Origin of the sequence: Aureimonas pseudogalii (genome assembly GCF_014196835.1) — a bacterium.
Classification (GTDB): Bacteria; Pseudomonadota; Alphaproteobacteria; order Rhizobiales; family Rhizobiaceae; genus Aureimonas; species Aureimonas pseudogalii.
The window spans coordinates 168075-192760 of the sequence record NZ_JACIEK010000005.1 but is presented as its reverse complement, the minus strand read 5'-3'; the positions used below and the strand labels follow the sequence as shown (position 1 = coordinate 192760).

The window sequence follows — 24686 nt, the reverse complement described above, 5'->3', positions numbered from 1 at the left end:
TTCTGCAGCGACGGCGACCGTCAGAGCGTCAGGCTTGGTTCTTCTCGATGAACTTGACCGCATCGCCGACCGTCAGGATGGTCTCGGCCGCATCGTCGGGGATCTCGACGCCGAACTCTTCCTCGAACGCCATGACCAGCTCGACCGTGTCGAGGCTGTCCGCGCCGAGATCGTCGATGAAGGATGCGTTCTCGGTCACCTTTTCCTGCTCGACGCCCAGGTGCTCGACGACAATCTTCTTCACGCGTTCAGCGGTATCGCTCATGGTCATTCCTTCGTTGAGATGGCGTCCGACGTTTCGTTAACGGTCGGACTCCGGTTAATCAAGCTGTGCCCGCTCCGGCCGGCCCTTCGAGGCGCCATGGGTCGAGGGCATCCGGTCCTTCGCCAGAGAGGCGCGACTTAGCACGGGGTGCGTGCCGGGCCAACGCCTCCGGGCGTCGTTTAGATCATCGCCATGCCGCCATTGACGTGGATCGTCTGGCCGGTGACGTAGCCCGCCTCTTCGGACGCCAGAAACAACGCGGCGGACGCGATTTCGGATGCATCGCCCATCCGCTTCATCGGGATCGCTCCCATGATCGCGTCCTTCTGTTTGTCGTTCAGCTTCTCGGTCATGGCGCTGGAGATGAAGCCGGGCGCGATGCAGTTGACCGTGACGTTGCGCGAGGCGATCTCCTGCGCGAGCGACTTGGAAAAGCCGATCATGCCGGCCTTCGCCGCGCAGTAGTTGGTCTGGCCGGGATTGCCGGTGACGCCCACGATCGAGGTGATGTTGACGATGCGGCCATAGCGACGGCGCATCATCTGGTGCGTGAGTCCGCGGGTGAGACGGAAGGTGGCGGTAAGATCGACCTCGATCACCCGGTCCCAGTCCTCGTCCGACATGCGCACGAAGAGCCCGTCCTTGGTGATTCCCGCGTTGTTGACGAGGATATCGACCCCGCCGAGCCCGGCGTCGGCCGCTTCCGCCAGCGCTTTCTGGTCTTCACGGCTGCCGAGATCGGCGGGAAAGACGTGCGCCCGCTCGCCGAGCGCGGCGGCGAGGTCTTCGAGCTTCTCGCGCCGGGTGCCATGGAGGCCCACCGTCGCGCCCGCCGCATGAAGGGTGCGCGCGATCGCTTCGCCGATGCCGCCGCTGGCGCCTGTCACGAGGGCCTTGCGGCCGGTCAGATCGAACATGGATCGGTTCCCTGCTAATGGCTGCTCGTGGCAGCCTTGAGAGATGGATGTGGGGTCGAGTTCAGGCGAGCTTGGCCATCGCGGCATCGACCTCGGCGGGCGTTCCCACCGGCTGCGCCGCCAACCGCTTGTCGATTCGCTTGGCGAGACCGGAGAGCACCTTGCCCGCGCCGACCTCGAACAGGAGATCGACCTCGGCGTCGGCGAGATAGCTCATGCTTTCGCGCCAGCGCACCTGCCCCGTCACCTGCTCGACGAGCCGAAGACGGATCTCGTCGGGATCGGAGATGGCGGACGCCAGCACGTTGGCGACCAGCGGCACGCGCGGCGCCTCGATCCATGCGCCGGCCAATGCCTCGCGCATGCGCTCGGCCGCCGGCTGCATCAGCATCGAATGGAAGGGCGCGGACACGGCGAGCGCGATGGCGCGCTTGGCACCGGCTTCGCTCGCCAGCTGCATGCCACGCTCGACGGCGGCCTTTGTGCCGGAGATGACGATCTGCCCGCCGCCATTGTCGTTGGCGATCTGGCAGACGCCGCCCTCGCTTGCCTGCGCGCACACAGCGGCCAGCTGCGTCTCGTCGAGCCCGATGATGGCGGCCATCGCCCCCTCGCCCGGCCGCACCGCCGCCTGCATCGCCTTGCCGCGAATGCGCAGGAGCCGCGCGGCGTCGGTGATCGAGAGCGATCCGGCGGCGGCCAGCGCGGAATATTCGCCGAGCGAATGGCCGGCCACGAAGGCAGCGTGTGCGCCGAGGTCGAGGCCGCGCGACTCCAGCGCCCGCATCGCGGCCAACGACACCGCCATCAGCGCCGGCTGGGCGTTGGCCGTGAGCGTCAGGGCGTCTTCGGGCCCGTCGAAGATCAGCGCCGAGAGCCGTTCGCCGAGCGCCTCGTCGACCTCGTCGAAGACCTTCCGGCTTTCCGGGAACGCCTCGGCCAGTTCGCGTCCCATGCCGACCGTCTGGCTGCCCTGGCCGGGAAATACGAGCGCGAGCGACATCCGAACCCCTTCTCAAAATCATCGATTTGTTCGGGTGATGCGGGAGGGTTCGCGGAACTGTCAAGGCGCGGCGCAGCATTGAGGGGTGAGCTGCGGCCGGATCGAGGCAGGCAGCGAGGAACAGGCGACCGCTCTCCGACCGAAATCACGCCCTTTCGACGTCGCACGAGATGGGGGCGACCAATGGCTCGAAGGAGGCTGGTGGCCGCCGCCGGCATCGACGCCGGCCGTTCGTCTCGATCATTCGTAAAGCGTGGGCTGACGTCGGTCTTTTCTCAGCACCGACCTATCGCTGAACCTGCTAGATGACGCTTAGTGGCTCTCGCTCCGAGCCGTGGGCTTCCCCTCCAACGCTTGCCAAGACGAGCGAAAGACGTTAAGCGCACCCCGTCATTGCCCGACGTCCGGCCGGGGGCTGAACGGAAGACCGCTCACGAATCGAGCGGCCAAGCGCCTGAGGCGGCGCTTCGTCTTCCCGTGTTCCCGCTCTCGACCGTCTCTATCGACGCGCCTTTCCACTCACGGCCTCCGGGCCAGCAGGAGAGTCGCAGAGGCTTAGCCGCCGGATCCGGGCAAACAACACGATGGAAAAGGCGAACGATTATGGCGCTCTACGAGCACGTATTCCTTGCCCGACAGGATATCAGCGGCCAGCAGGTCGAAGCACTCGTGGAACAGTACCGCGGCGTGCTCGAGGCCAATGGCGGCAAGGTCGGCAAGGTCGAGAATTGGGGTCTGAAGACCCTCACCTACCGGATCAAGAAGAACCGGAAGGCCTACTACACGCTCCTCAACATCGACGCCCCCTCGGCGGCGGTCGAAGAGATGGAGCGCCAGATGCGCTTCAACGAAGACATCCTGCGCTACATCACGATCCGCGTCGAGCAGCACGACGAGGGTCAGTCGGCGATGATGCAGAAGCGCGACGACCGTCCGCGTCGCGGCGACCGCGACGGCGGCGATCGTCCGCGTCGTGACCGCGAAGACCGCCCGCGCCGCGAGGACGACGATCGTCCCCGTCGCCCGCGTACTGAGGAGGCCGCATAATGGTCGACGTCGCCCAGATGCCCACGCGTCGCCCGTTCCATCGCCGGCGCAAGTCCGATCCGTTCGCGGCGAGCGATTCGCCCAAGATCGACTACAAGGACGTCCGTCTCCTGCAGCGCTACATTTCCGAGCGCGGCAAGATCGTCCCCTCCCGCATCACCGCGGTGTCGCAGAAGAACCAGCGCGCCCTCGCCCAGGCGATCAAGCGCGCCCGTTTCCTCGGCCTGCTGCCCTACGTCCTGAAGTAGTCTTCGAGACGATACGCATTCGGACCCCGCGACGCATGGCGTCGCGGGGTTCACTTCTAAGGTCCGCGGCCGTTCGGCGCCCCACGGATCTCGAGGCCAAAGCCGAGTTGGGGCCGACATGGGTCCCCTAACTGCCGCAGGCAGGACAGCGAACCCACATGAAACCCGATGCCCTCCTGACGGGGCTCGCGGCCGGCGCCGCGACCGCCCTTCTCTTCGCCGGACTGGTCGTCCAGTCGCCCGGCGCGGTGGGTCTCGCGCTCGCCGCCCCCATTCCCGTGCTTCTCGCCAGCCTCGGCTGGGGCTCGAAATCCGGCTTCCTCGCCGCGATCACCGCCTTCATCGCCGTCTCCGCCTTCGTCGGATCGGTGCTCGGCGGACTGACGATCCTCCTGTCGGTCGGCCTGCCCGCCGCGATCGTTGGCCATGTCGCCGGATTGGCGCGCCCGGTCGGCGACCCGCAGGTGCCGACGCTCGACTGGTTTCCCGTCCGCCGCATCCTCTTCGCCATCGCCGCGCTCATAGCTGCCGCCTGTATCGGGCTCGGCTGGCTGTCCGGCTACGATCCGGCCGAAGTGGGCACGGTGATGACGCAGGCTCTGCAGACGCAGAGCGCCGAGACCGGCGTCTCGCCCGAGCAGATCGAGGAGTTCACCCGCTTCGCGGTGACCGCCTCGCCCTTCGTACTGCCGGCCTTCCTCGTGGTCACGATGGTGGTGTGCCTCTACCTGTCGGCCGCGATCGTCCGGCTCAGCGGCCGGCTGCCGCGCCCGAAGGACGACCTGCCGGCGACGGCCACCCTGCCCCGCGTCGCGTTGCCGGTCTTCGCGCTGGCGCTGGCGGCCTGCTTCGCACCCGGCGCTATGGGGCTGCTCGGCGCCGTGGTGACGGGCGCGTTCGCGTCGGCCTTCACGCTGGCGGGGCTCGCTGCGATCCACCGGCGCACGCGGGGGCGCGCCGCGCGCGGCCTGCTGCTGTTCACCGCTTACGCGGCGATCCTGCTGCTGTCGTTCCCTCTTCTTGCCTTCATGGTGCTCGGCCTGTTCGAGACCGCGAAACCGCCGGCAGCGCCGGCATCCCCAGCCTGACAACCTCCCTTCTCAAAGGATCCCGATCATGGACGTCATTCTTCTCGAGCGCATCACCCGCCTCGGCCACATGGGCGAGACCGTTCGCGTGCGCGACGGCTTCGCCCGCAACTTCCTCTTGCCCACGGGCAAGGCGCTGCGCGCCAACGAGGCCAACCGCGCCAAGTTCGAAGCGCAAAAGACCCAGCTCATCGCCCGCAACGAAGAGCGCAAGAGCGAGGCCCAGACGATCGGCCAGTCGCTCGAGGGCAAGCGCTTCACTACGATCCGCTCGGCCGGCGAGACCGGCCAGCTCTACGGGTCGGTTTCGGCGCGCGACATCGCCGATCTCGTCAAGGCCGAGGGCTTCAACGTCAATCGCAACTCGGTTGAACTGAACCTGCCGATCAAGACGATCGGCCTGCACAAGGTGTCGATCGCGCTGCATTCGGAAGTCTCGGTCATGATCGAGGTGAACATCGCACGTTCGCACGAAGAGGCCGAGCGTCAGGCGCGCGGCGAGACCCTCACCTCGGCCGACGCCATCTACGGCATGGACGAGGACGAGCAGCTCGACGAGGAGACCGAGGTCTCCGAGGAGACGGACGAGACCGAAGAGCAGGCCTGAACGGCGCCTGGACGGCCGACCGCGCGACGGGCGGCCGACTTCGAGACTCGAGTTGGAGCCCCGGCTTGCCGGGGCTCTTTTGCGTTCTTCCTCCGCGATCTCGATCGATGCAGGATCGTCATCCCGCCGAGCCGACGTCGCTTGGCATGTGCGTGTCAATTCCGCCAAACGTTTCCCACAGGTTCTCCACCGGCATGGTGGCGTTCCGCCGATGCGACGGTTTTTCATGCCTCGCGCGTATCGCGCGTTTGGTCTCGCGCCGCGATCTCCTGTAGGGTGATTGCCTACCCCCGATCAGGAAGAGGCCCGGCATGGCGGAAGCCGCACGCAAGTTCGAGGAGGAGTCCCCGCTCTATCGCGAGGCACCGGCGAACATCGAGGCGGAGCAGGCGCTGCTGGGCGCGATCCTCGTCAACAACGACGCGTATTACATCGTCCACGACTTCCTGAAGCCCGACCATTTCTTCGAGGGCATCCACCGTGAGATCTTCTCGAAGGCCTCGGTGATGATCAAGATGGGCAAGATCGCCAATCCGGTGACGATCAAGACCTTCCTGGCCGCCAACGACCGCATCGGCGACATGACGCTCGCGCAATATCTCGCGCGCCTCGCAGCCGAAGCCACCACCATCATCAACGCCGCCGACTACGGCCGCGCGATCTACGATCTCGCCATCCGCCGATCGCTGATCCGCATCGGCGAGGACATGGTGAACCTCGCCTTCGACGCGCCGGTGGACGCCGAGCCCAAGCGGCAGATCGAGGACGCCGAGAAGTCGCTGTTCGAGCTGGCCGAGACCGGGCGCTACGACGGCGGCTTCCAGTCATTCGAGGATGCGATGGCGCTCGCCATCGAGATGGCGGGTGCGGCCAAGGACCGCGACGGCGGCCTGTCGGGCACCTCCACCGGCATCCGCGAGCTGGACCGCCGGCTCGGCGGCCTGCAGGCGTCCGATCTCATCATCCTTGCCGGGCGCCCCGCCATGGGAAAGACCTCGCTCGCCACCAACATCGCCTTCAACATCGCAGCCGCCTACGAGCCGGCGGAGCAGGCCGATGGCTCGTTCAAGGCCAAGAACGGCGGCGTCGTCGCCTTCTTCTCGCTGGAAATGTCGGCCGAACAGCTGGCGACCCGCATCATCTCCGAACAGTCCGAGGTCTCCTCGTCGAAGATTCGGCGCGGCAACATCACCGACGCCGAATATTCCAAGCTCGTCGCCTGCACCGAGATGATGCAGAAGGCGCCGCTCTACATCGATCAGACCGGCGGCATCTCGATCGCCCAGCTCGCGGCCCGCGCCCGTCGCCTCAAGCGCCAGCGCGGCCTCGACGTGATGGTGATCGACTACGTGCAGCTGATGCAGGGATCCTCGAAGAACGCCGGCAACCGCGTGCAGGAGATCACCGAGATCACCACCGGGCTCAAGGCGCTCGCCAAGGAGCTGGCCGTGCCCATCGTGGCCCTGTCGCAGCTCTCGCGTCAGGTGGAAAACCGCGAGGACAAGCGCCCGCAGCTGTCCGACCTCCGAGAATCCGGCTCGATCGAGCAGGACGCCGACGTGGTGATGTTCGTCTATCGCGACGAGTACTACCTGCAGAACAAGGAGCCGAAGCCCGGCACCGACGAGCATATGAAATGGCAGCAGGAAATGAACGACGCCCGCGGCAAGGCCGAGGTCATCATCGCCAAGCAGCGCCACGGCCCCACCGGCTCTGCGCCCCTCGCCTTCCAGGCCGAGTTCACGCGCTTCACCGATCTCGCCGAAGAGAGCCAGCTGCCCGAACGCTACGAATAGCGCTATAGAAGCCCGCCATGTCACATCCCGTCCTCTCCGCCGTCCCCCACAGCGGACGTCGCCCTTTCGTCACGATCGACGGCTGGGCCTTGAAATCCAACTGGCGGCACATGGCCAACACCGCCCCCGGCGCGCGCACCGGCGCGGCGGTGAAGGCCGGCGGCTACGGGCTCGGCGCCCCCTATGTCGCCAAGGCGCTCTTTGCCGCCGGCTGCCGTGATTTCTTCGTGGCCTGGGCCGAGGAGGGCGCGGAGTTGCGCGCCGCGCTACCGGGTGCCAACACCCGCATCTTCGTGCTGCAGGGCCTCGATGGCGACGCCGCCGCGATCTGTCGCGAGCACCGGCTGGTCCCCGTCCTGTCCAATCTCGACGACGCCCGCATCTGGCAGGAGACCGGCATCGGCCGGCTGCCGGCCCCGGCCGCCCTCCAGTTCGAAACCGGGATGAACCGGCTCGGCATGGACGAGGCCGACGCCCGCAAGGCCGCCGCGCTGGCGCGGGCCGGGGCTTTCGACGTGACGCTCGTCATGAGCCATCTGGCATCCGCCGACCATCCAGCCTCGGCGCAGAGCGAAGCGCAGCGCCACGTCTTCGAGCGCATCGCCGCGCTGTTTCCGCATGTGGCGCGCTCGCTCGCCAACTCCGCCGGCGTCTTTCGCGGCAGGCCCTACCATTTCGACCTGACGCGGCCCGGCATCGCGCTCTACGGCGGCGAGACCGCGCTCGACCCGTCGGCGGCGCTGCGCCCGGTCGCGACGCTCTATGCGCAGATCCTCCAGGTGCGCACGGCGCCGCGCGGCGAAGCGGCCGGCTATGGCGCCACGGCGAAGCTGGAGCGCGCCACGCGCATCGCCACGATCGGCATCGGCTATGCCGACGGCTATCTGCGCTCCTCCTCCGGCGTCACGCCGCTGCGGCCTGGCGAGCCGGCGCCCGAAGTCTCGATCGGCGGACGCCGCGCGCCGGTGCTCGGCCGCGTCTCGATGGACCTCACACTGGTGGACGTCACCGATCTTCCCGAGGACCTGGTGGTTCCCGGCGAGGTGGCGGAGATGTTCGGAGCGCAGATCGCGATCGACGAGACGGCGCGGCGCGCCGGCACCATCGCCTACGAGTTCCTCACAGGGTTGGGCCCCCGCGTCGCCCGGCTGGCGGTCTGACCGGCATGGCGAAAACCAAGGCGAGCTTCATCTGCCAGAACTGCGGCGCGGTCTACTCGCGCTGGATGGGCAAGTGCGAGGCCTGCGGCGAGTGGAACACCATCGTCGAGGAGAGCGACACCAACGGCATCGGCGGCGGCCCGCTGCGCTCCAAGCGCAAGGGCAAGCCGGTGGCGCTGCTGCCGCTGTCGGGCGAGCTGGAAGAGGCGCCGCGCATCATCTCGGGCATCGACGAACTCGACCGGGTGACGGGCGGTGGCTTCGTGCGCGGATCGGCGCTGCTCGTCGGCGGCGACCCCGGCATCGGCAAGTCGACGCTGCTGATGCAGGCGGCGGCGGCGCTGGCACGCGGCGGCCACAAGGTGATCTACGTCTCGGGCGAAGAGGCGGTGGCGCAGGTGCGCCTGCGCGCGCAGCGCCTGAAGGCCGACGACACGAGCGTGCAGCTCATGGCCGAGACCAACATCGAGGACATCCTCGCGACGCTGACGCAGGACAAACGCCCCGATCTCGTGATCATCGATTCGATCCAGACCGTCTGGACCGACATGGCCGATTCGGCGCCGGGAACGGTGACGCAGGTTCGCGCTGGCTGCCAGGCGCTCATCCGCTACGCCAAGTCGAGCGGCGCGGCGGTGATTCTCGTCGGCCACGTCACGAAGGAAGGCCAGATCGCCGGCCCGCGCGTCATCGAGCACATGGTCGATGCCGTGCTCTATTTCGAAGGCGAAGGCGGGCATCACTACCGCATCCTGCGCACCGTCAAGAATCGCTTCGGGCCGACCGACGAGATCGGCGTCTTCGAGATGAGCGATCTCGGCCTGCGCGAGGTGCAGAACCCGTCCGAGCTCTTCCTCGGCGAGCGCAACGGCAAGGCGCCGGGCGCCGCGGTGTTCGCGGGTATCGAGGGCACGCGGCCCGTGCTGGTCGAGATCCAGGCGCTCGTCGCCCCCTCGCCGCTCGGCACACCGCGCCGCTCGGTGCTGGGCTGGGACACGCCGCGCCTCGCCATGGTGCTTGCGGTGCTCGAAGCCCATTGCGGCGTGCGGCTCGGTCAGCACGACGTCTATCTCAACGTCGCCGGCGGCTATCGCATCAAGGAGCCCGCCGCCGACATGGCGGTGGCCGCCGCGCTCGTGTCGTCGCTGTCGGGCCAGCCGCTGCCGGCGGACTGCGTCTTCTTCGGCGAGGTCAGCCTCTCGGGCTCCGTTCGCCCGGTGTCCCATGCCGGGCAGCGGGTGAAGGAGGCCGAGAAGCTCGGCTTCGCGCAGGCCGTGGTGCCCGCCGGCTCGGCCGATCTGCCGAAGGGACGCGGCGTCGAGGCGCATGAAATCGAGACGCTCGCCCATCTCGTCGCACGCGTCGCGGGGCGTGCTCCGCAATCCGACACTTGATTTTTCGCGCTGCACGCTCTGTAAGAACAGCGGTCGCACGTTTGGAAACGTTCGAGACCCCGAGAGGCCCGGCCCCGAATGACATTCACCCTGTTGGACGCGATCCTCGTCGCCATCATGCTGATCTCGGCGCTGCTCGCCATGGTCCGCGGCTTCTCGCGCGAGGTCCTGTCCGTCCTGTCCTGGGTGGCCGCCGCGGCGGTCGCCTTCCTGTTCTACGGGCAGGTTACGCCCTTCGCGCGGCAGTATATTTCGAGCGAGACGGTGGCGACGGCCGCTGCCGCCGCCGGCCTGTTCTTCCTGACGCTGATCATCGTTTCCTTCATCACGCTGAAGATCGCCGACTTCATCATCGACAGCCGCGTCGGCGCGATCGACCGCACGCTGGGCTTCCTCTTCGGCGCGGCGCGCGGCCTGCTGCTCGTGGTCGTCGCCATGGTCTTCTTCAACTGGCTTACGCCGCCCGAGGCCGGCAACCAGCCGAGCTGGGTCACCGCCGCGCGCTCCAAGCCGATGCTCGACGAACTCGGCGTCAAGCTGGTGGCGGCGCTGCCCGACAATCCGGAAGAGCAGATTCGCGAGCGCTTCGGCACGCCGCCGGCCGCGCCCGACGGCACGCCAGCTCCCGACAGCGGCATGGCGGACCAGCCCAGTTCCATCGAGGATGCGATCCAGCAGGGCGAGCAGCCCGCGGAAGCGCCCGCGAACTGACATCCGGCTGCCGCATTGCGGCGGCCCGTCGAACGATCGGCTCGGGACGGCGACGGCCCGAGCGTTTCTGGTTTGTTTTCCCGGAGCGGTCCCCATCTTTGGATGACGGGCGCCGCGACCTCCGGTGTTTGGGAAAAAGGGTGTGACACCATGGGCGAGACCCCCTTCGGCGACACGGACGACGACAGTCTGCATGAGGAATGCGGCGTCTTCGGCATCTTCGCCCGCACCGACGCGGCGGCCCTCGTCACGCTCGGCCTCCATTCGCTGCAGCATCGGGGCCAGGAGGCGGCGGGCATCGTCTCCTACGACGGCACGCAGTTCCACGTGGAGCGCCACGCCGGCCTGATCGGCGACACGTTCACCAAGCAGTCGGTGCTGGAGCGCCTGCCCGGCACCTGCGCCATCGGCCACACGCGCTACGCCACCACCGGCGGCGGCGGTCTGCGCAACGTCCAGCCCTTCTTCGCCGAGCTGTCGGCCGGCGGCTTCGCCGTCGCCCACAACGGCAACATCACCAACGCCATGACGGTGCAGCGCGAATTGCAGCGTCGCGGCTCGATCTTCTCATCCACCTCCGACACCGAGACGATCCTCCACCTCGTCGCCACCTCCGGCGCGCGGGCCTTCACCGACAAGCTGATCGACGCGCTGTCGCGCCTCGAAGGCGCCTTCTCGCTGGTCGGCATGGCGCCCGGCCGCATGATCGGCGTGCGCGATCCGCTGGGTATCCGGCCGCTCGTGCTCGGCGAACTCGAAGGCTCGGTGATCCTCGCCTCGGAAACCTGCGCGCTCGACATCATCGGCGCCACCTTCGTGCGCGACATCGAGCCGGGCGAGATGGTGATCGTCAGCGACGAAGGCGTGGAGTGCCTGTTCCCGTTCCAAGCCCGCCGCTCGCGCTTCTGCATTTTCGAATACGTCTATTTCGCGCGGCCCGATTCCAACGTCGAGGGCCGCAACGTCTACGAGATCCGCAAGCGGATCGGCGCCGAGCTGGCGCGCGAGAGCGTGGAGACGGGCGACATCGTGGTGCCTGTGCCCGATTCCGGCGTCCCCGCAGCCATCGGCTATGCGCAGGAGGCAAAGCTTCCCTTCGAGCTCGGCATCATCCGCAACCACTATGTCGGGCGCACCTTCATCCAGCCTTCCGATTCGATCCGCCACATGGGCGTGAAGCTCAAGCACAACGCCAACCGGGCGATGATCGAGGGCAAGCGCGTCATCCTCGTGGACGACTCGATCGTGCGCGGCACCACCTCGCAGAAGATCGTGCGCATGGTGCGCGAGGCCGGGGCCACGGAAGTGCATATGCGCATCGCCTCGCCGCCCACCCGCGCCTCCTGCTTCTACGGCGTCGACACGCCGGAAAAGTCGAAGCTTCTGGCCTCGCGCATGACGATCGAGGAGATGGCCGAGTACATCCAGGTGGACAGCCTCGCCTTCGTGACGATCGACGGGCTCTACCGCGCCTCCTTCGAGCCGGAGCGCAACCCGCACGCCCCGCAGTTCTGCGACGCCTGCTTCACCGGCGACTATCCGACTGCCCTCACCGACTTCGACGGCTCCGACAACGTGCGCCAGCTCTCGCTGCTCGGCGGCAACGGCTGAGGAGGATCGGTCCGACCATGGCAGGACAACTCGAAGGGCGCGTCGCGCTCGTCACCGGTGCCTCGCGCGGCATCGGCTACCAGCTAGCCAAGCTGCTGGCAGCAGAGGGCGCCCATGTCGTCGCCACCGCCCGCACCGTCGGCGGACTGGAGGATCTCGACGACGAGATCAAGGCCGCCGGCGGCTCGGCGACGCTCGTGCCGCTCGACCTCGCCGACATGGCGGGCATCGACCGGCTGGGCGGGGCCATCCACGAGCGTTGGGGCAAGCTCGACGTGCTCGTCGCCAATGCCGGGTCGCTCGGTGTGCTCGCGCCCATCGGCCATATCGAGGCGAAGACCTTCGAGAAGACGATGATGCTCAACGTCACCGCGACGTGGCGGCTGATCCGGGCGGTGGACCCGCTGCTGCGCGCGTCTGAAGCCGGCCGGGCTGTGTTCCTGTCGTCGGGTGCCGCGCATTCCTGCAAGGCGTTCTGGAGCCTCTACGCCGCCACCAAGGCGGCGGGCGAGGCAATGGTGCGCTCTTGGGCCAACGAGACCGCGAACCTCCCCCTGCGGGTGAACTCGGTGAACCCCGGCGCCACGCGCACGGCGATGCGGGCGATGGCGATGCCGGGCGAAGACCCGGACACGCTGCCGAAGGCGACGGACGTCGCTGCCGCCATCCTGCCGCTGACCCTGCCGTCGGTGACGCAGACCGGCGGGCTCTTCGACGTGCGCAAGAACTGCTTCCTTGCCTACCGCGATCCCGAGTGAGGCAAGGCCCCGTCAGGCTTCCGCGAAGCCGGTCGGCAACCCGTCGATGCTGACGAGGTTCTTCTCCAGACGGTAGGCCTTCAGCCCGTCCTCGCCCTTCGCCTCAGCCCAGCGGTCGAGCACCGGCCGCTCGCCCGTGCGCGCGAAGAGCGGCACGGCGTAGCCGCATGAGGTCTGCACGAGATTGATGCCGAGCGTCACGACCTGCCGGGCGCCGAGCGGTTCGCGGCCGTCGTAGCGCTCCGCAAGGAAGGCGTCGTAGGCGGGCGAGCCCCGAAAATCGACGCGACCCTTGCCGTAGAGGCGCAGGATCAACGGCGGCCCTTCGAAGGCGCAGAGCATGATCGTCATCGCGCCCCCGGCCCGGATGTGCGCGGCCGTCTCGCTGCCGCTGCCGGTCAGGTCGAGATAGGCGACCGCGTTGGGCCCGAGCACGTGCAGGTGCTCGGTGGAGCGCGGCGAGATGTTGACCCGGCTGCCCTCCACCGCCGAGCCTGCGAAGAAGATGCGCTGGCGCTCGACGAAGGCCTGCCGCGCCTCGTCGATCGCGGCGAACTGCTTGGCCATGCGAATCTCCTCAGACGTGCGGCTCGACGGGGTTGCGGGCGACCTGCCGGCGATAGGAGCGGACCGCGAAGGGAATGGACGCGAAGTAGGCGAGCGCCGAGACCGTCAGCGTTTCCCAGAAGAAGCTGAGCAGCAGGCCGATATAGAGGACCACGAAGAGGATCATCGGCACGACGTAGTCGCGCCGCACGGGGATGCCGATCGTCTTGCCGGAATAGGTGGGTATGCGGCTCGCCATCAGCAGACCGATCGCGACGAGGTAGAGCGCCGCGACGAAGGCGGTGATGTCCGGGAAGTTCACGTTGCTGGTGAAGCCGAGATAGACCGGAAAGAGCGCGAGCCCTGCCCCCGCCGGCGCGGGCACGCCGACGAAATAGGCGGTCTTCCAGGCCGGGCGGTTGGGCTCGTCCAGCATCGTGTTGAAGCGCGCGAGGCGCAGCGCGCAGCCGCTAATGTAGAGAAGCGCCGCGATCCAGCCGATCGAGCCGGCGTCGTGCAGCGTGTAGGCATAGAGCAGCAGCGCCGGCGCCACGCCGAAATTGCAGATGTCGGCGAGCGAATCCATCTCGGCGCCGAAGCGGCTCTGGCCGTTGACGAGCCGCGCGATGCGCCCGTCGATGCCGTCGAGGAAGGCCGCGCCGAGCACCAGTCCCACTGCCAGCTCGAACCGACCTTCGAAGGCGAAGCGGATGCCAGTGACGCCCGCGCAGATCGACAGGATCGTCACGAGGTTGGGCAGGATCTGCCGAAACGACACCCGCGACGCGGCGGGTGTGGGCTTGGGCGCTGCGAGAGGGTCGCTCGGGGTCGGCTCGATCATCCCATCAATCCTTGCGCCACGACCAGCCGTGCGAGCGCTCCGCGTAGTCCGCGATTACGGTCTCGCCGGCCACCGCCGTCTGCCCTTCCGCGACGCGCGCGACCGCGCCGTCGGGGAGGTAGATGTCGAGCCGCGAGCCGAAGCGGATGAGACCGAAGCGCTCGCCGGCCTCCAGATGGTCGCCGGTCTGCGAGAAGACGATGATGCGCCGCGCGATGGCGCCGGCAATCTGCACCACGCCGACCTCGCCGCGCGGGCTGTCGATCACCAGGGACGAGCGCTCGTTCACCTCGCTCGCCTTATCGAGCTCGGCGTTCTTGAACTGCCCCTCCTTGTAGGCGATCCGCGCGATGCGACCGCGCACCGGGGCGCGGTTCACGTGGCAGTCGAAGACGTTCATGAAGATGGAGATGCGCAGCAACGGCTCGTCGCCGAGGCCGAGTTCCGTGGGCGGCACGACATGGCCGACCAACGAGACGCGCCCGTCCGCCGGACTCACGGCCAGATGATCCGAGACCGGCGTGACGCGCGCGGGATCGCGGAAGAAGTAAGCGCACCAGAGCGTCAGCACGAGACCGGCCCAGAACAGCGGCTCCCACAGGAGCCCGAGCAGCACGGCGGCAACGAAGAACCCGGCGATGAAGGGGGTGCCGGCTCGATGGATGGGCACCAGAGCGTTGCGGATCGATGCGATCATGTCCATCGAGAGCGGGATCCTTTCAGGGTGGCAGGTCGCCGGGATCGGCGCACGATCGGCACCGTCGCCGGCGCCGTCGTCTTCACATAGGGGGGAATGCCGGCGGGCTCAACGCGAGAAGCCGCACGGCGAGACTGGCGTCACACCGGCTGGCGGTCACGCTTGCGTTCCAGCACGCCGAGCGCATCGGCCTCGCGGGCGCGGCGCAAGGTCTCTTCCGCCTCGCTCGCCTCGCGCTGCATCGCCCACATCTCGGCGTAGAGCCGGCCGGCGGCCAGGAGGTCGCGATGCGTACCGCGCTCCACGATCTCGCCGGCGCGCAGGACGATGATCTCGTCGGCGTCGATGATGGTCGAGAGCCGGTGCGCGATCGTCAACGTCGTGCGCTGCTGCGAGACGAGTTGCAGCGCGCTCTGGATCTCCTGTTCGGTGTGCGTGTCGAGCGCCGAGGTCGCCTCGTCGAGGATGAGGATCGGCGGGCTCTTGAGGATGGTGCGAGCGATAGCGACGCGCTGCTTCTCGCCTCCCGAGAGCTTCAGACCCCGCTCGCCGACCATCGTCTCGAACCCCTCCGGCAGCATCTCGATGAAGCCGGCGATCTGCGCGAGATCGGCGGCGCGCCGCACCTCGTCTTCCGGCGCGTCGGGGCGGCCGTAGCGGATGTTGTAGGCGATCGTGTCGTTGAAGAGCACGGTGTCCTGCGGCACGATGCCGATGGCCGCGCGCACGCTCGCCTGCCGAACGCCGGCGATGTCCTGCCCGTCGATCGTGATGCGGCCGGAATCCACGTCGTAGAACCGGAACATCAGGCGCGAGATCGTCGACTTGCCGGCGCCCGACGGCCCGACGATCGCCACCGACTTGCCCGCCGGCACCTCGAACGAGATGCCCTTCAGGATCTGCCGCTCCGGGTCGTAGGAGAAGCGCACGTCCTCGAAGCGGATGGCGCCCTCGCGTACGCTCAGGTCCGGCGCGTCGGCGCGGTCCGTCACCTCCTGCCGGATGGCGAGGAGGCGGAACATCTCCTCCATATCGGTGAGGCCCTGCCGGATCTCGCGATAGACGAAGCCGATGAAGTTGAGCGGGATCGAGAGCTGCATCAGCAGCGCGTTGATGAAGACGAAGTCGCCGAGCGTCTGCGTGCCCGCGCGCACCTCCAGCGCCGACATCACCATCGCCGTGCCCATGCCGGCCGAGAAGATGACGCCCTGCCCGAAGTTCAGCCAGCCGAGCGAGGTCCAGGTCTGCGTCGCCGCCTTCTCGTAGCGCGCCATCGAGCGGTCGAAGCGCTCGGCCTCCATCGTCTCGTTGCCGAAATACTTGACGGTCTCGAAGTTCAGAAGCGAGTCGATCGCCTTGGTGTTGGCGTCGGTGTCGCTCTCGTTCATCTCGCGGCGGATGCCGATGCGCCAGTCGCTCGCCTTGATCGTGAACCAGCCGTAGAGAAACACCGTGGCCGCGATGACGACGAGATACCAGACGCCGTAGGTGAAGCCGAAGATCGCCGCCGTCAGCGCGAATTCGAGGATGGTCGGCACGGTGTTGAGGATCGTGAAGCGCACGATCGTCTCGATGCCCTTGGTGCCGCGCTCGATGATGCGGCTGAGGCCACCGGTGCGCCGCTCCAGATGGAAGCGCAGCGAGAGCTCGTGCATGTGCACGAAGGTGCGGTAGGCGAGCACCCGCACCGCATATTGCCCGACGCGGGCGAAGAGCGCGTCGCGCAGCTGGTTGAGCGCGACCGAGACGACACGCGCCACGTTGTAGGCGACGACGAGCGTGATGGCGCCGGTGAGGATCAGCGGCAGCACGCGCTCGGCGGAGTTCGCGCCGTCCAGCGCGTCGGTGGCCCATTTGTAGAAATAGGGAATGCCCACCGTCAGCAGCTTGGCGAGCACGAGATAGAAGCTCGCCCAGAGCACGCGGGCCCTCAGGTCCGGCCTCTCCTGCGGCCACATGTAGGGCCACAGGTTCTTGAGCGTCGTCCACATGGCGCTGCCGTCGCCGGACACCGCAGGCTGTTCTGGTCGGGACAAGGGTCGATCGATTCCGCTGGAGGTCGCGCCGCTGCGCGAAGGGCGTGGCCGTCTGGCCCGCCGATTTGGAAGGGTTCTAGTCCTCCCCGCCCCGCTCGACCAGTGCGATGGCTCCCATGCGCGACCGAATGTCCACGAACGGACCGTCAGCCGTGGACACTGGCGTCTGGCCGTCAGCCCTGACCGTCGCTGGCTTCGTCCTTGGGCAGTTTCAGCACCTGTCCCGGGTAGATCCGGTTGGGATTGCGAATCTGGTCGCCGTTGGCGAGATAGATCACGCTGTATCGACTGCCCCGCCCGTAGGTGGTGCGCGAGATGCGCCAGAGCGAATCGCCCCGGCGGATGATGACGCGCGCCTGCACCGTCTCGAGCGGCGCCTGGACGGAGGTGCGCAGGCCGGCCTCGGCGGTCGGGGCGGCGATCGCATCCGTCGCTGCCGTCATCTCCTCCGACGCTTCGGGCGAGCCCGCCGCAACCACGCTGCCCGGCGCAGCCACCGCCGGCGCTTCGTTCATTGGCGCGCTCGCGGTTCGCTCCGTCTCGTCCGCCGGCCGGGCGCTCGACGCCACCGCCGACATCGAGCCGAGGTCGGGCCGGTTGAACGGCACTTCGGCTCTCGCCACGACTTGCCCGTCCGGCCCGATCTCGTCGGCGCGGATGACATGGTCGCCGACCGCGACGCCCGCGAGCGCGCTGCCGATGAACCGGTCGCCCTCGCCGCCCCGCGTCTCCGTCACGAGCTTGTCGTCGAGATAGATGCGGATGGTGGAGCGTGGATCGGCGGAGCCGGCGATGAACAGGCGACCGTTTTCGATCTCGACGGCCTCCACCGCGAGCCGGCGTTCGGGGCCGGTCGCGGCACCCGTCGAGCCGTCGGCCATGGTCGTTTCGGCCGCAGTCGGCGCAAGCTTGTCTGGATGCGACGGCGTGACGGGTTTGACAGCGGCGGCGGGCGACTCCGGCGTCGCCGGGACTTCGACTGGCGAGACCGCCGCCACCTGCGGCTCGGCGGGCCGCGGGCGGACGAGGATCTCGGAGGCCTGCCCCGGCCGCTCCATCATCACGAGCAGCTCGTTCGCGCGGTCCTTCGGGGGCACGTTGACGATGGCCGCCTCGTCGGAGAGCGCGGACGGCGCGTTCGCATCGGCGGCGTCGCCTTGCGCCAGTCGGAGGCGATGCTCGCCAGCCGGAAGCGTCAGGTCGAGCACGAACTCGCCGCCTGCTCCACTCCGCGTTTCGCCGAGCACCGTATCGCCGTTCACCACAGTGATGCTGCGTCCGGGCTCGGCCCGCCCGGCAATGACGGCGGACCCGTCGGGCTCGACGCGCACCACGTCGAAACTCGGCTTCGCGGCAGAGTCGGACGTCGCCTGCGCAGGCGTCTGTCTCGGCTCGGACGGCGTCGGCGTCACCGGCGCCACGGGTGAGGAATCCACGACGGACGGCTCCAGCGCGGCCTGTCGCGCCTGCCCGGCGTCGCTCGCGGTCTCGGGTCCGCGCGCCGGCTCGACGAGCGTCGGCTCGAACACGCCCGAACGCCAACCGAGCGCGAACGCCGCCAGCACCACGACGAAGAACAGGACGGGAAGCCGTCGACCCATGACCGAAACGCTTTCAAGAATCCGAAGCCGCGAAGGATGCGGCATGCCCAAGCCTACAATCCGCGCCGTCGCATCACAATCGATGATTCGGCAAGAGCGTCAACAGGATGAAGGGCTTGCGCGGCGACGGGGCGGCTGTCGCCGACACGGGGACATTGCTCCGCGGCTTGCTGCCGTCGCCGCAATTGTCTCGACGATGGCAAGTGCTCGATCCCTATCTCCGCACGCGCCCGGCCGGCTGCGGCGATAGGGGTTGGGCAAAACGCAGGTTTTGCGCTATAAGACTTTCGTACGCCCTGCCCGGTCCGCCGGCTCAAGGGGCGCCGAACCTCACCGATGATGATCGAGACTCCACTTTGAAGCACGACAACGCAGATTTTGCGGGGCGCCGCGACACCGCACGCCAGGCCAAGGCCGCTCTTCTCGAGAAGGCGAAGGCCAAGCTCGCCGACCCCGCTCTTGAGGCGCGCCGCGCCGAGCGCGCCCTGGTGGTCGCAGCCCGCGCGGAACGCGAAGCCGCCCGCGCCAAGGAAGCCGAAGCTCAGGCTCTCGAAGAGGCCGAGCGCCAGCGCGTCGCCGCCGAGGTGGCGGCCCAGGAAGAGGCCGTCCGGCAGGAGGCGCTCGAAGCCGAGCTCGCCGCCGAGAAGGCCAAGGCCAAGGAAGCCGACAAGCATGTGGCGAGCTTCCTGCGCGACGAGGCGGCCCTCAAGGCTGCCCGAGACGCGCGCTACGCCGCCCGGCAGGCGCGCCGCAACAATTGACGATCCGGTGCGGCGGCCCCTCGCGGCCGCCGCCCGACCATGCGCGTCTCGCCGCGCCTATTCGGCGGCGGAGCGGAAGCCTTCGATCCCGCGATGGTCGGGGTTGAGCCGCGCGAGAGCCGCCTTGGCGGCCGCGCCCGGATGCTCCGTGTCGATATAGACCGAGCGCCCGTCCAGCGACTTGTTCACCAGCACGATCGTATCCAGCACCTCGGTGAAGGTGGCGCGCTTGTCCTCGGGGCCGGCGATGAGAAGCTGCAGGCCCATGTCGCGGAAGAACTGCAGGAGCGCCTGCGTGTTCGGCACGTCGAGCTTGTTGAACGCTTCGTCGAACAGCGCCAGTCCCATGCCGGCGGGCTTCCCCGCGACATGACCGGGGAAGTAGGCGAGCGCCAGCGAGGCGGCGATCGCCACGTAGAACGGCACCTGGGCCTCGCCGCCCGAGCCCTTCAACGCGCGGGACGACAGCGTCGTGCGGCCGCCGCGCGCGTCCGTCATCACGATCTCGAACGTGAAATACTGCCGATAGTCGGCCATCGCGACGGCATCCTCGCCGCCCTCGATCATCGCCTCCACCTCGCCCATCGAGCCGTCGAAGACCTCGTCGGTCAGCTCGCCCGCCGCCGCCCTTTCGGCCAGCGCATGAAGGCTCGCGAGCCGTGTGTTGACCGCGTAGGTAAAGGCGTAGGTCTGCCCGGTGAAGCGGTGGCGCTTCAGCAGGCGGTTGATGCCGGCGAGGCGATAGGAGACCTTGCCGAGCTTCTCCGACAGCCGCGCCAGCAGATCTTCGCGCAGCATGCGGCGCATCTCGTCGCCGGCCTTGGCGCAGGCGTCGCGGTAGCCGCGCAGCTCGTGCGTCTCCAGTCGCGCCGTCTCGTCGACGATCCACAGATAGCCGTTAACCATCGTGTCGGCATCGACCGCGGGCACCGCGACCTTCCAGCTCGCGGCATATTCGGTGAGATCGCGCAGCGCCACCAGCTGCTCGCGGCGCGCCGTGCCCTCGCTCGCTTCGGCGGCCGCGCGCGCGTCGTTGCGAAGGGTCGAGAGCCAGGCGGCGGCGTCGCGCCGTTCGCTCTCCTCGTGGCGCACGCGCTCGCGAAACCTCGCGCAAAGCTCGACGGGATCGAGCCGCTCGCCCTCAGGCCCGGCGGCGACGAGCGCGCGGCTGCCCTCGTCGTCGATCGCGCTCCAGGCACGCCGGCGCGCGAGCGAGGCGCCGCGCAGCTTTTCGGTGGCGAGATCGAGCTTCGCGCGGGCCGTCGCGGCGCTCCCCTGCAGCTCCTGCACCCGCGGCTCCACCTCCTCGGCCAGTTCCGTGGCATGGGCGTCGCGCTCGGCCCGGATCTCGTCGATCTCGGCCCGAAGCTCGCTGGCGTCGCCCGCCTCCACCGCCCGCCGGTCGCGCGAGAGCGTCTCCGTGCGCAGGCGCGCCGCTGAGACGCGGTGCTCGAGGTCGAACGGACCGGGCTCGGCCCGAAGCGCCGTGACGATGGCCGGCAGGCCCCGGGCGGCCTCGCGCAGGAGCCGCAGCTTTACCCGATTCTCGCCGATCGCGCGGCGCAGCGCCGTCGCCTCGGCCTCCAACCGTCCGTTGCGCCCTTCGTCCACGCCGCGCCCGAGAACGAGGTCGCGCAGGTCGCGCTGGACCGAAAGGCCCATGCCCGAGGAGGTCTTGCCGTTGCGCATCACGCCGCGGTCGAGCCGGTCGAGCTCGGCATCGGTCTCGGCCTTGCGGAAGGCGCCGATGCGCACGGCGAGAAAGGCGCGCGCGTGCTCGTCGTCGGAGCGCAGCGCCTCGACGATGCTGCCCTTCGGCACGTGCACGGGCGTGCCGCGCGTCGCGCTCGTCTTCACCAGCGTGCAGCCGGCAAAGGCGTTGCGGTCGCTCCACATCAGGTCGAAGGCCGAGGGCAGAAGGCGTGGCTCGACGATCACCGCCTCGCGCCCGCGCCCGAGCAGCGCCTCGGCGGCGTACTGCCATTCGGCATCCACCACCTCGACGACGTCGCAGAGCGGCACCGCGGGAATGCCGCGCTCGGTGAGCATCGCGAGCAGCCGCGTCGTCTCGCGCGAGAGGATGGCGCCGGCCGGGCGCTGCAGCCCGCCTTCGACGCGCAGAAGATCGGATTCGAGCTGCCGAGCCTCGGCCGCCAGCCGGTCGGCGGCGTCATCGAGATCGAAGCTCCAGGCCTCAATCGCCGCTGCCTCGGCTGCCAGCGCCTGCAGCCGGTCGCCGCGCCCGCGCAGCGCCTCGTGAAGCGGCGTGCCCTCGGGCGCCAGCGCCAGCGCCTGCCGAGCCGCGTCCACGGCGCCGGCATGGGCGCCGTGGACTGTGCCGGCCGTCTCGGCAAGGCGCACGAGCGCCGCAAAGGCACCGCGGATGCGTGTCCAGGCGGCCTCGGCCTCCTTCAGGTCGCGCCCGGCGAGCGCGGCCTCCGCCGCGATCTGGCGCAGCTGCGATTCGCCCCCGGCCTGCGCCAGAAGCGCCTGGCGCGAGCGGATCTCGTCGTCCCAGTTGCGGATCCACTCTCGGCGGCTGGTGAGCACACCCCGCTCGATCTCGAGTTCGCGCAAGCGCGCCAGCAGCGTCGCACGGGCGGCCCGCACCTCGTGGGCGCAGCGCCGCGCCTCGGCGCTCGCGGCCCGCCAGCGCTCGCGGTCGGCGCCGAGCCGCGCTGTGGCCCAGACGCGGAAGCGCTCGGCGATGCGCCGGACATGGCGATGCCGCGATTCGGCGTCCTCGATCAGCCGTTCGAGTTCACGCCAGGTAGCGATGGAGGCGCGCACGCGCTCGACGTCCAGCGGTTCGGGCTCCAGCACGAAGTCGCGCACGAAGATCGTGGGATCGAAGATCGGCTTGAAGGCGAGCGCATTGGAGAAGGCGCGCAGGAAATGCCGCGCGTTCGGCGGCTGGCCGGGGCCGCGCATCGCCGCCAGCATTTCCGACGTGAAACGCTCGGCCGAGGCGCGGTGCTCGCTCATCTCGGGGCTGAGCGCGCGCAGCCGGGCCGCGATCTCGGCCCAGGGCGCGACGCCGCTTTTTCCCCGGCGGATGTCCTCCACCGTGAAGGCGTGGCCCGGCACGATGAAGCGCGAGAGCACCTCCTCGCGGCTGTCGCCATGGCGGGCGGCGAGCGCCACGCCCACGGCGATCGGCTCGTCGGTGTAGTCGTTGACGAAGGTCAGCGCGAGAATGGTCTCGCAGGACGAGCGCAGCGGCCGGCCGTCCTCGGCGGGGTCGCCGGTCATGCCGAGGCAATATTCGAGGACGCTGCGCGAGGAGCGCCCGCTGGCGCTGGCGTTGAGGTTCAGCCGGTTGGCATTGACGCCGGTGATGACGGTCTGGATCGCGTCCTGGATCGAGGACTTGCCGGCGCCGGTCGGCCCGATCAGCGCGGCCTCGCCGCGGATCTCGATGTCCTTGGCGTCGACGAGGTACCAGTTCACCAGCGAGATGCGGCGAAGGCTATACACGGGCACCCTCCCCGTCGGCCTCGCCGGGCGCGGCGGCGCGCGGCGGCGCGCCTGCCCAGAGGGTGAGGTCGGAGAGGTAGCTGTCGGGCACGAGCACGGCGATGCCCGGCAGCACGGCGAGCGGCGAGGCGCGCCGGATCCGGTCTCGCTCGCCGAGCCGGACGGCGCCGTGACGCGCGAAGCCGCGCAGGATCTCGGTGAGGCGCGTCTCCTCGGGCGGCGGCGCGCCGGTGACCGCCGCGAGCCGATCGACGAGATCGTCGGTGGAGGTCTCGACGATGCCGGCCTCGCCGATCTCGTGCGTGCGCAGCGCCTCCTCCCAGAGAAGCCGCAGCGCCAGGAGAACCAGCGTCTCGTCCTTGCGCAGGCGCTCGAAGACGCCATCGTAGCGCGGCTCGTCGGCGGGCACGCTCAAGGCCACCATCTGGTCGCGCGGCGACACGGCCAGCCGATAGCCGAGCGCCCCGAAATAGCGCTCGAAGAAGCCGGAATAGGCGCGCACGAGATCGTAGGTGCGCCCGACACCGCTCGTGTGGGCGTAGACGCACTGGCGCGTGATCATCACCTGAAGGGCGCGCGTCAGTTCCTCGGCGTTCGGGCGCCGGCCGGCGATGTGGCCGCCCGCCCAGTCGCCGTCCACGATGTCGCGGAACTCGTCGGTCTCACGCTGCATGCGTCTGTCCTGTTGGCCTGCGGCGGATCAGGAAATCCTGGCAGGAGATCCAGTCGTTGCTGCAGCGCTCGGGAAGGAGCACGATCTCGTAGGGCTTCGCAAGCGCGCCGCCGAAGATCGAGGGCAGCTCCCGCAGCCGCTGGAAGGCCACGAAGTCGTCCACCGTCACGACGCCGATGTCACGACCGCGCACCTGCGACCCCGCCCCGAGCGCCCGCTCCAAGAAGGCGGCCAGCACCGGCGCGGTGACGCGCGTTCGCCGCACATACTCCTCCTTGGCGCGGGCGTAGAGCACCACGGCGGGGTCGGGCTCGGTATCATGGAGGATCGTCGGCTCGATCGGCGCGCGCTCGCGGCGCGGCGCGGGAATGTGCACGGGGCCGAGCGGCAGGATGCGCGGCAGGAGCGCCGTCGCCACGGGCACCTCGTCGCCCTCGAAGCCGGCGACCACGCGCAGCGCCTCGGCGATGAGAGCCTGCGAAGGATTGGCGATCCGGTCCATGTAGCGGGCGGCGTTGACGATGCGCCGCTCGATGCGCGCCACCGTGCCGTCGATCGCGTCGAGATGCGAGGCCGCCGCCTCGAACACCCGCTCGATCTCGGCGAGTTCGCCGCGCACGCGCGCCTCGCCCTCGCCGGCGTCGGGCGCCCGCCCCTCGCGGGCGTAGGCCGCGCCGAGCGCGGCCACCAGCGCGGCGTCCTCGGCCATGGCGACGGCCTGCCGCACGATGCCGGAGCGGAAGCGGAAGGGATTGTCCTTCGTGTGCAGGGTCTTGAAGTCGCGGATGAGATGGCGCTCGACGAAATCCTCGAAGAAGTGCCGGAAGACCTCGCGCAGCGTCGGCTGGCGCAGGATGCGATCTTCCGCCTGGCGTAGCGACACCGAGACGGTTCGCATATGGGCCATGAAGTCAGCCGATTCGCGCGCCGCGTTCTGCAGGCTCTCGGAGCGCTCCAGCGGCTGCGATGCCGCACTCTCCAGCGCCGCGAGCACGCCGAGCACGGCGCCGCCATAGGTGCGCGTCTCGCCGCGCTCGATCTGCGACAGGAGGTGGAGCAGCCCGGCGGCGTCGGGGTCGAGATCCACCCGGCGCACGTAGCGCTCGCGATGCTCGACGAGCCAGCCCGTCTCGATCAGCCGGGCATAATAGGCGGACGGGCGGTCCTCGGGCCGTGTGACATCAGGCAGTTCGTCGTCCGCAGCCGGCTCGCCGCCGGTTTCGAAGCCGGTGAGGAACGCCTCGATCTCGCCGACCACCTCGGACCGGCTCGGCGCCTCGCCGGCCAGCGCGAAGGCGGTGCGGTGGAGGTGCAGCAGCAACTCGGCATAGAGCTGCTTCGAGGCCGCGGCGAGCGGCCGGAAGAGATCGGGAGGCAGGACGTCGAAAAGCGGCATTCAGAACCTGATCGCGCGCGGAGGCCGGGCGCGCGTCGGCGGGGCAGGACCGA

The 24686-nt window shown here is 69.1% G+C and carries 22 protein-coding genes; 11 read left to right on the top strand and 11 right to left on the bottom strand.

What is annotated here, in order from left to right; genetic code table 11:
* Positions 1 to 28: 28 nt before the first annotated feature.
* The 3 genes from GGR04_RS11820 to fabD form a co-directional block, all read right to left on the bottom strand.
* Positions 29 to 265, bottom strand: a complete 237-nt coding sequence (locus tag GGR04_RS11820) for an acyl carrier protein (RefSeq protein ID WP_026358398.1) — start codon at positions 263 to 265, stop codon at positions 29 to 31.
* 179 nt (positions 266 to 444) lie between these two features.
* A complete protein-coding gene (gene fabG / locus GGR04_RS11815) occupies positions 445 to 1182 on the bottom strand; it encodes a 3-oxoacyl-[acyl-carrier-protein] reductase (RefSeq protein ID WP_183200095.1) in 738 nt (245 codons plus the stop codon).
* 61 nt (positions 1183 to 1243) lie between these two features.
* Positions 1244 to 2185: an ACP S-malonyltransferase gene (gene fabD / locus GGR04_RS11810; RefSeq protein ID WP_183200094.1), complete on the bottom strand. Its 942-nt coding sequence runs from the start codon at positions 2183 to 2185 to the stop codon at positions 1244 to 1246.
* 603 nt (positions 2186 to 2788) lie between these two features.
* Here fabD and rpsF point away from each other — a divergent pair.
* The 10 genes from rpsF to GGR04_RS11760 all read left to right on the top strand — a co-directional run bounded on the left by rpsF (position 2789) and on the right by GGR04_RS11760 (position 12605).
* On the top strand, positions 2789 to 3232 hold the full coding sequence (gene rpsF, locus GGR04_RS11805) for a 30S ribosomal protein S6 (protein WP_183200093.1): 444 nt from the start codon (positions 2789 to 2791) through the stop codon (positions 3230 to 3232).
* Positions 3232 to 3480 carry a 30S ribosomal protein S18 gene (gene rpsR, locus GGR04_RS11800; protein WP_062212146.1) on the top strand — a complete coding sequence of 83 codons (249 nt, stop codon included), beginning with the start codon at positions 3232 to 3234 and terminating at the stop codon, positions 3478 to 3480. Before rpsF ends, rpsR begins: the two co-directional genes overlap by 1 nt.
* 158 nt (positions 3481 to 3638) lie before the next feature.
* Complete coding sequence (locus GGR04_RS11795; RefSeq protein ID WP_183200092.1) at positions 3639 to 4568, top strand: DUF2232 domain-containing protein; 930 nt, start codon at positions 3639 to 3641, stop codon at positions 4566 to 4568.
* A 28-nt stretch (positions 4569 to 4596) separates the two neighbouring features.
* Positions 4597 to 5175 (top strand): 50S ribosomal protein L9, encoded by a 579-nt coding sequence (gene rplI, locus GGR04_RS11790; RefSeq protein ID WP_183200091.1) that lies wholly within the window; start codon positions 4597 to 4599, stop codon positions 5173 to 5175.
* Between the two features lie 311 nt (positions 5176 to 5486).
* The gene (locus GGR04_RS11785) at positions 5487 to 6971 is read left to right on the top strand and encodes a replicative DNA helicase (RefSeq protein ID WP_183200090.1); all 1485 of its coding nucleotides are present in this window, start codon (positions 5487 to 5489) and stop codon (positions 6969 to 6971) included.
* Between the two features lie 17 nt (positions 6972 to 6988).
* Positions 6989 to 8131 carry an alanine racemase gene (gene alr / locus GGR04_RS11780; RefSeq protein WP_183200089.1) on the top strand — a complete coding sequence of 381 codons (1143 nt, stop codon included), beginning with the start codon at positions 6989 to 6991 and terminating at the stop codon, positions 8129 to 8131.
* Positions 8132 to 8136: 5 nt separating this feature from the next.
* Complete coding sequence (gene radA / locus GGR04_RS11775; protein WP_183200088.1) at positions 8137 to 9525, top strand: DNA repair protein RadA; 1389 nt, start codon at positions 8137 to 8139, stop codon at positions 9523 to 9525.
* A 78-nt stretch (positions 9526 to 9603) separates the two neighbouring features.
* Positions 9604 to 10236: a CvpA family protein gene (locus GGR04_RS11770; protein ID WP_183200087.1), complete on the top strand. Its 633-nt coding sequence runs from the start codon at positions 9604 to 9606 to the stop codon at positions 10234 to 10236.
* A 150-nt stretch (positions 10237 to 10386) separates the two neighbouring features.
* Positions 10387 to 11847, top strand: a complete 1461-nt coding sequence (purF, locus tag GGR04_RS11765; RefSeq protein WP_183200086.1) for an amidophosphoribosyltransferase — start codon at positions 10387 to 10389, stop codon at positions 11845 to 11847.
* A 17-nt stretch (positions 11848 to 11864) separates the two neighbouring features.
* Positions 11865 to 12605: an SDR family NAD(P)-dependent oxidoreductase gene (locus tag GGR04_RS11760; RefSeq protein WP_183200085.1), complete on the top strand. Its 741-nt coding sequence runs from the start codon at positions 11865 to 11867 to the stop codon at positions 12603 to 12605.
* A gap of 12 nt (positions 12606 to 12617) precedes the next feature.
* Here GGR04_RS11760 and GGR04_RS11755 read toward each other — a convergent pair whose 3' ends face one another.
* From GGR04_RS11755 to GGR04_RS11735, 5 genes are all read right to left on the bottom strand, one after another.
* On the bottom strand, positions 12618 to 13172 hold the full coding sequence (locus GGR04_RS11755; protein ID WP_183200084.1) for a pyridoxamine 5'-phosphate oxidase family protein: 555 nt from the start codon (positions 13170 to 13172) through the stop codon (positions 12618 to 12620).
* Between the two features lie 10 nt (positions 13173 to 13182).
* A complete protein-coding gene (locus GGR04_RS11750; RefSeq protein ID WP_183200083.1) occupies positions 13183 to 13992 on the bottom strand; it encodes a CDP-alcohol phosphatidyltransferase family protein in 810 nt (269 codons plus the stop codon).
* Between the two features lie 4 nt (positions 13993 to 13996).
* Positions 13997 to 14695 carry a phosphatidylserine decarboxylase gene (locus GGR04_RS11745; protein WP_183200082.1) on the bottom strand — a complete coding sequence of 233 codons (699 nt, stop codon included), beginning with the start codon at positions 14693 to 14695 and terminating at the stop codon, positions 13997 to 13999.
* 134 nt (positions 14696 to 14829) lie between these two features.
* Positions 14830 to 16680 carry an ABCB family ABC transporter ATP-binding protein/permease gene (locus GGR04_RS11740; protein WP_183200154.1) on the bottom strand — a complete coding sequence of 617 codons (1851 nt, stop codon included), beginning with the start codon at positions 16678 to 16680 and terminating at the stop codon, positions 14830 to 14832.
* A 218-nt stretch (positions 16681 to 16898) separates the two neighbouring features.
* Complete coding sequence (locus GGR04_RS11735; RefSeq protein ID WP_183200081.1) at positions 16899 to 18326, bottom strand: LysM peptidoglycan-binding domain-containing protein; 1428 nt, start codon at positions 18324 to 18326, stop codon at positions 16899 to 16901.
* A gap of 107 nt (positions 18327 to 18433) precedes the next feature.
* Between GGR04_RS11735 and GGR04_RS24430 the strand changes: the two genes are divergently transcribed.
* Entirely contained in the window at positions 18434 to 19087 is a 654-nt protein-coding gene (locus GGR04_RS24430) for a DUF6481 family protein (RefSeq protein WP_312857442.1), read from the top strand.
* Between the two features lie 57 nt (positions 19088 to 19144).
* Here GGR04_RS24430 and GGR04_RS24425 read toward each other — a convergent pair whose 3' ends face one another.
* The 3 genes from GGR04_RS24425 to GGR04_RS11715 are packed head-to-tail and all read right to left on the bottom strand — an operon-like array spanning position 19145 to position 24633.
* Positions 19145 to 22564: an SbcC/MukB-like Walker B domain-containing protein gene (locus GGR04_RS24425; RefSeq protein ID WP_183200079.1), complete on the bottom strand. Its 3420-nt coding sequence runs from the start codon at positions 22562 to 22564 to the stop codon at positions 19145 to 19147.
* Positions 22557 to 23237, bottom strand: coding sequence for a DUF4194 domain-containing protein (locus GGR04_RS11720; RefSeq protein WP_183200078.1), 681 nt, complete (start codon positions 23235 to 23237; stop codon positions 22557 to 22559). The genes GGR04_RS24425 and GGR04_RS11720 overlap by 8 nt, the downstream gene beginning before the upstream one ends.
* Positions 23227 to 24633: a Wadjet anti-phage system protein JetA family protein gene (locus GGR04_RS11715; RefSeq protein ID WP_183200077.1), complete on the bottom strand. Its 1407-nt coding sequence runs from the start codon at positions 24631 to 24633 to the stop codon at positions 23227 to 23229. The genes GGR04_RS11720 and GGR04_RS11715 overlap by 11 nt, the downstream gene beginning before the upstream one ends.
* Positions 24634 to 24686: the final 53 nt, after the last annotated feature.

What these genes read in the sequence shown, in the direction of transcription:
- GGR04_RS11820 (WP_026358398.1), bottom strand. Translation starts at nt 265, where the DNA reads ATGAGCGATACCGCTGAACGCGTGAAGAAGATTGTCGTCGAGCACCTG.
- fabG (WP_183200095.1), bottom strand. Translation starts at nt 1,182, where the DNA reads ATGTTCGATCTGACCGGCCGCAAGGCCCTCGTGACAGGCGCCAGCGGC.
- fabD (WP_183200094.1), bottom strand. Translation starts at nt 2,185, where the DNA reads ATGTCGCTCGCGCTCGTATTTCCCGGCCAGGGCAGCCAGACGGTCGGC.
- rpsF (WP_183200093.1), top strand. Translation starts at nt 2,789, where the DNA reads ATGGCGCTCTACGAGCACGTATTCCTTGCCCGACAGGATATCAGCGGC.
- rpsR (WP_062212146.1), top strand. Translation starts at nt 3,232, where the DNA reads ATGGTCGACGTCGCCCAGATGCCCACGCGTCGCCCGTTCCATCGCCGG.
- GGR04_RS11795 (WP_183200092.1), top strand. Translation starts at nt 3,639, where the DNA reads ATGAAACCCGATGCCCTCCTGACGGGGCTCGCGGCCGGCGCCGCGACC.
- rplI (WP_183200091.1), top strand. Translation starts at nt 4,597, where the DNA reads ATGGACGTCATTCTTCTCGAGCGCATCACCCGCCTCGGCCACATGGGC.
- GGR04_RS11785 (WP_183200090.1), top strand. Translation starts at nt 5,487, where the DNA reads ATGGCGGAAGCCGCACGCAAGTTCGAGGAGGAGTCCCCGCTCTATCGC.
- alr (WP_183200089.1), top strand. Translation starts at nt 6,989, where the DNA reads ATGTCACATCCCGTCCTCTCCGCCGTCCCCCACAGCGGACGTCGCCCT.
- radA (WP_183200088.1), top strand. Translation starts at nt 8,137, where the DNA reads ATGGCGAAAACCAAGGCGAGCTTCATCTGCCAGAACTGCGGCGCGGTC.
- GGR04_RS11770 (WP_183200087.1), top strand. Translation starts at nt 9,604, where the DNA reads ATGACATTCACCCTGTTGGACGCGATCCTCGTCGCCATCATGCTGATC.
- purF (WP_183200086.1), top strand. Translation starts at nt 10,387, where the DNA reads ATGGGCGAGACCCCCTTCGGCGACACGGACGACGACAGTCTGCATGAG.
- GGR04_RS11760 (WP_183200085.1), top strand. Translation starts at nt 11,865, where the DNA reads ATGGCAGGACAACTCGAAGGGCGCGTCGCGCTCGTCACCGGTGCCTCG.
- GGR04_RS11755 (WP_183200084.1), bottom strand. Translation starts at nt 13,172, where the DNA reads ATGGCCAAGCAGTTCGCCGCGATCGACGAGGCGCGGCAGGCCTTCGTC.
- GGR04_RS11750 (WP_183200083.1), bottom strand. Translation starts at nt 13,992, where the DNA reads ATGATCGAGCCGACCCCGAGCGACCCTCTCGCAGCGCCCAAGCCCACA.
- GGR04_RS11745 (WP_183200082.1), bottom strand. Translation starts at nt 14,695, where the DNA reads ATGGACATGATCGCATCGATCCGCAACGCTCTGGTGCCCATCCATCGA.
- GGR04_RS11740 (WP_183200154.1), bottom strand. Translation starts at nt 16,680, where the DNA reads ATGTGGACGACGCTCAAGAACCTGTGGCCCTACATGTGGCCGCAGGAG.
- GGR04_RS11735 (WP_183200081.1), bottom strand. Translation starts at nt 18,326, where the DNA reads ATGGGTCGACGGCTTCCCGTCCTGTTCTTCGTCGTGGTGCTGGCGGCG.
- GGR04_RS24430 (WP_312857442.1), top strand. Translation starts at nt 18,434, where the DNA reads ATGAAGGGCTTGCGCGGCGACGGGGCGGCTGTCGCCGACACGGGGACA.
- GGR04_RS11720 (WP_183200078.1), bottom strand. Translation starts at nt 23,237, where the DNA reads ATGCAGCGTGAGACCGACGAGTTCCGCGACATCGTGGACGGCGACTGG.
- GGR04_RS11715 (WP_183200077.1), bottom strand. Translation starts at nt 24,633, where the DNA reads ATGCCGCTTTTCGACGTCCTGCCTCCCGATCTCTTCCGGCCGCTCGCC.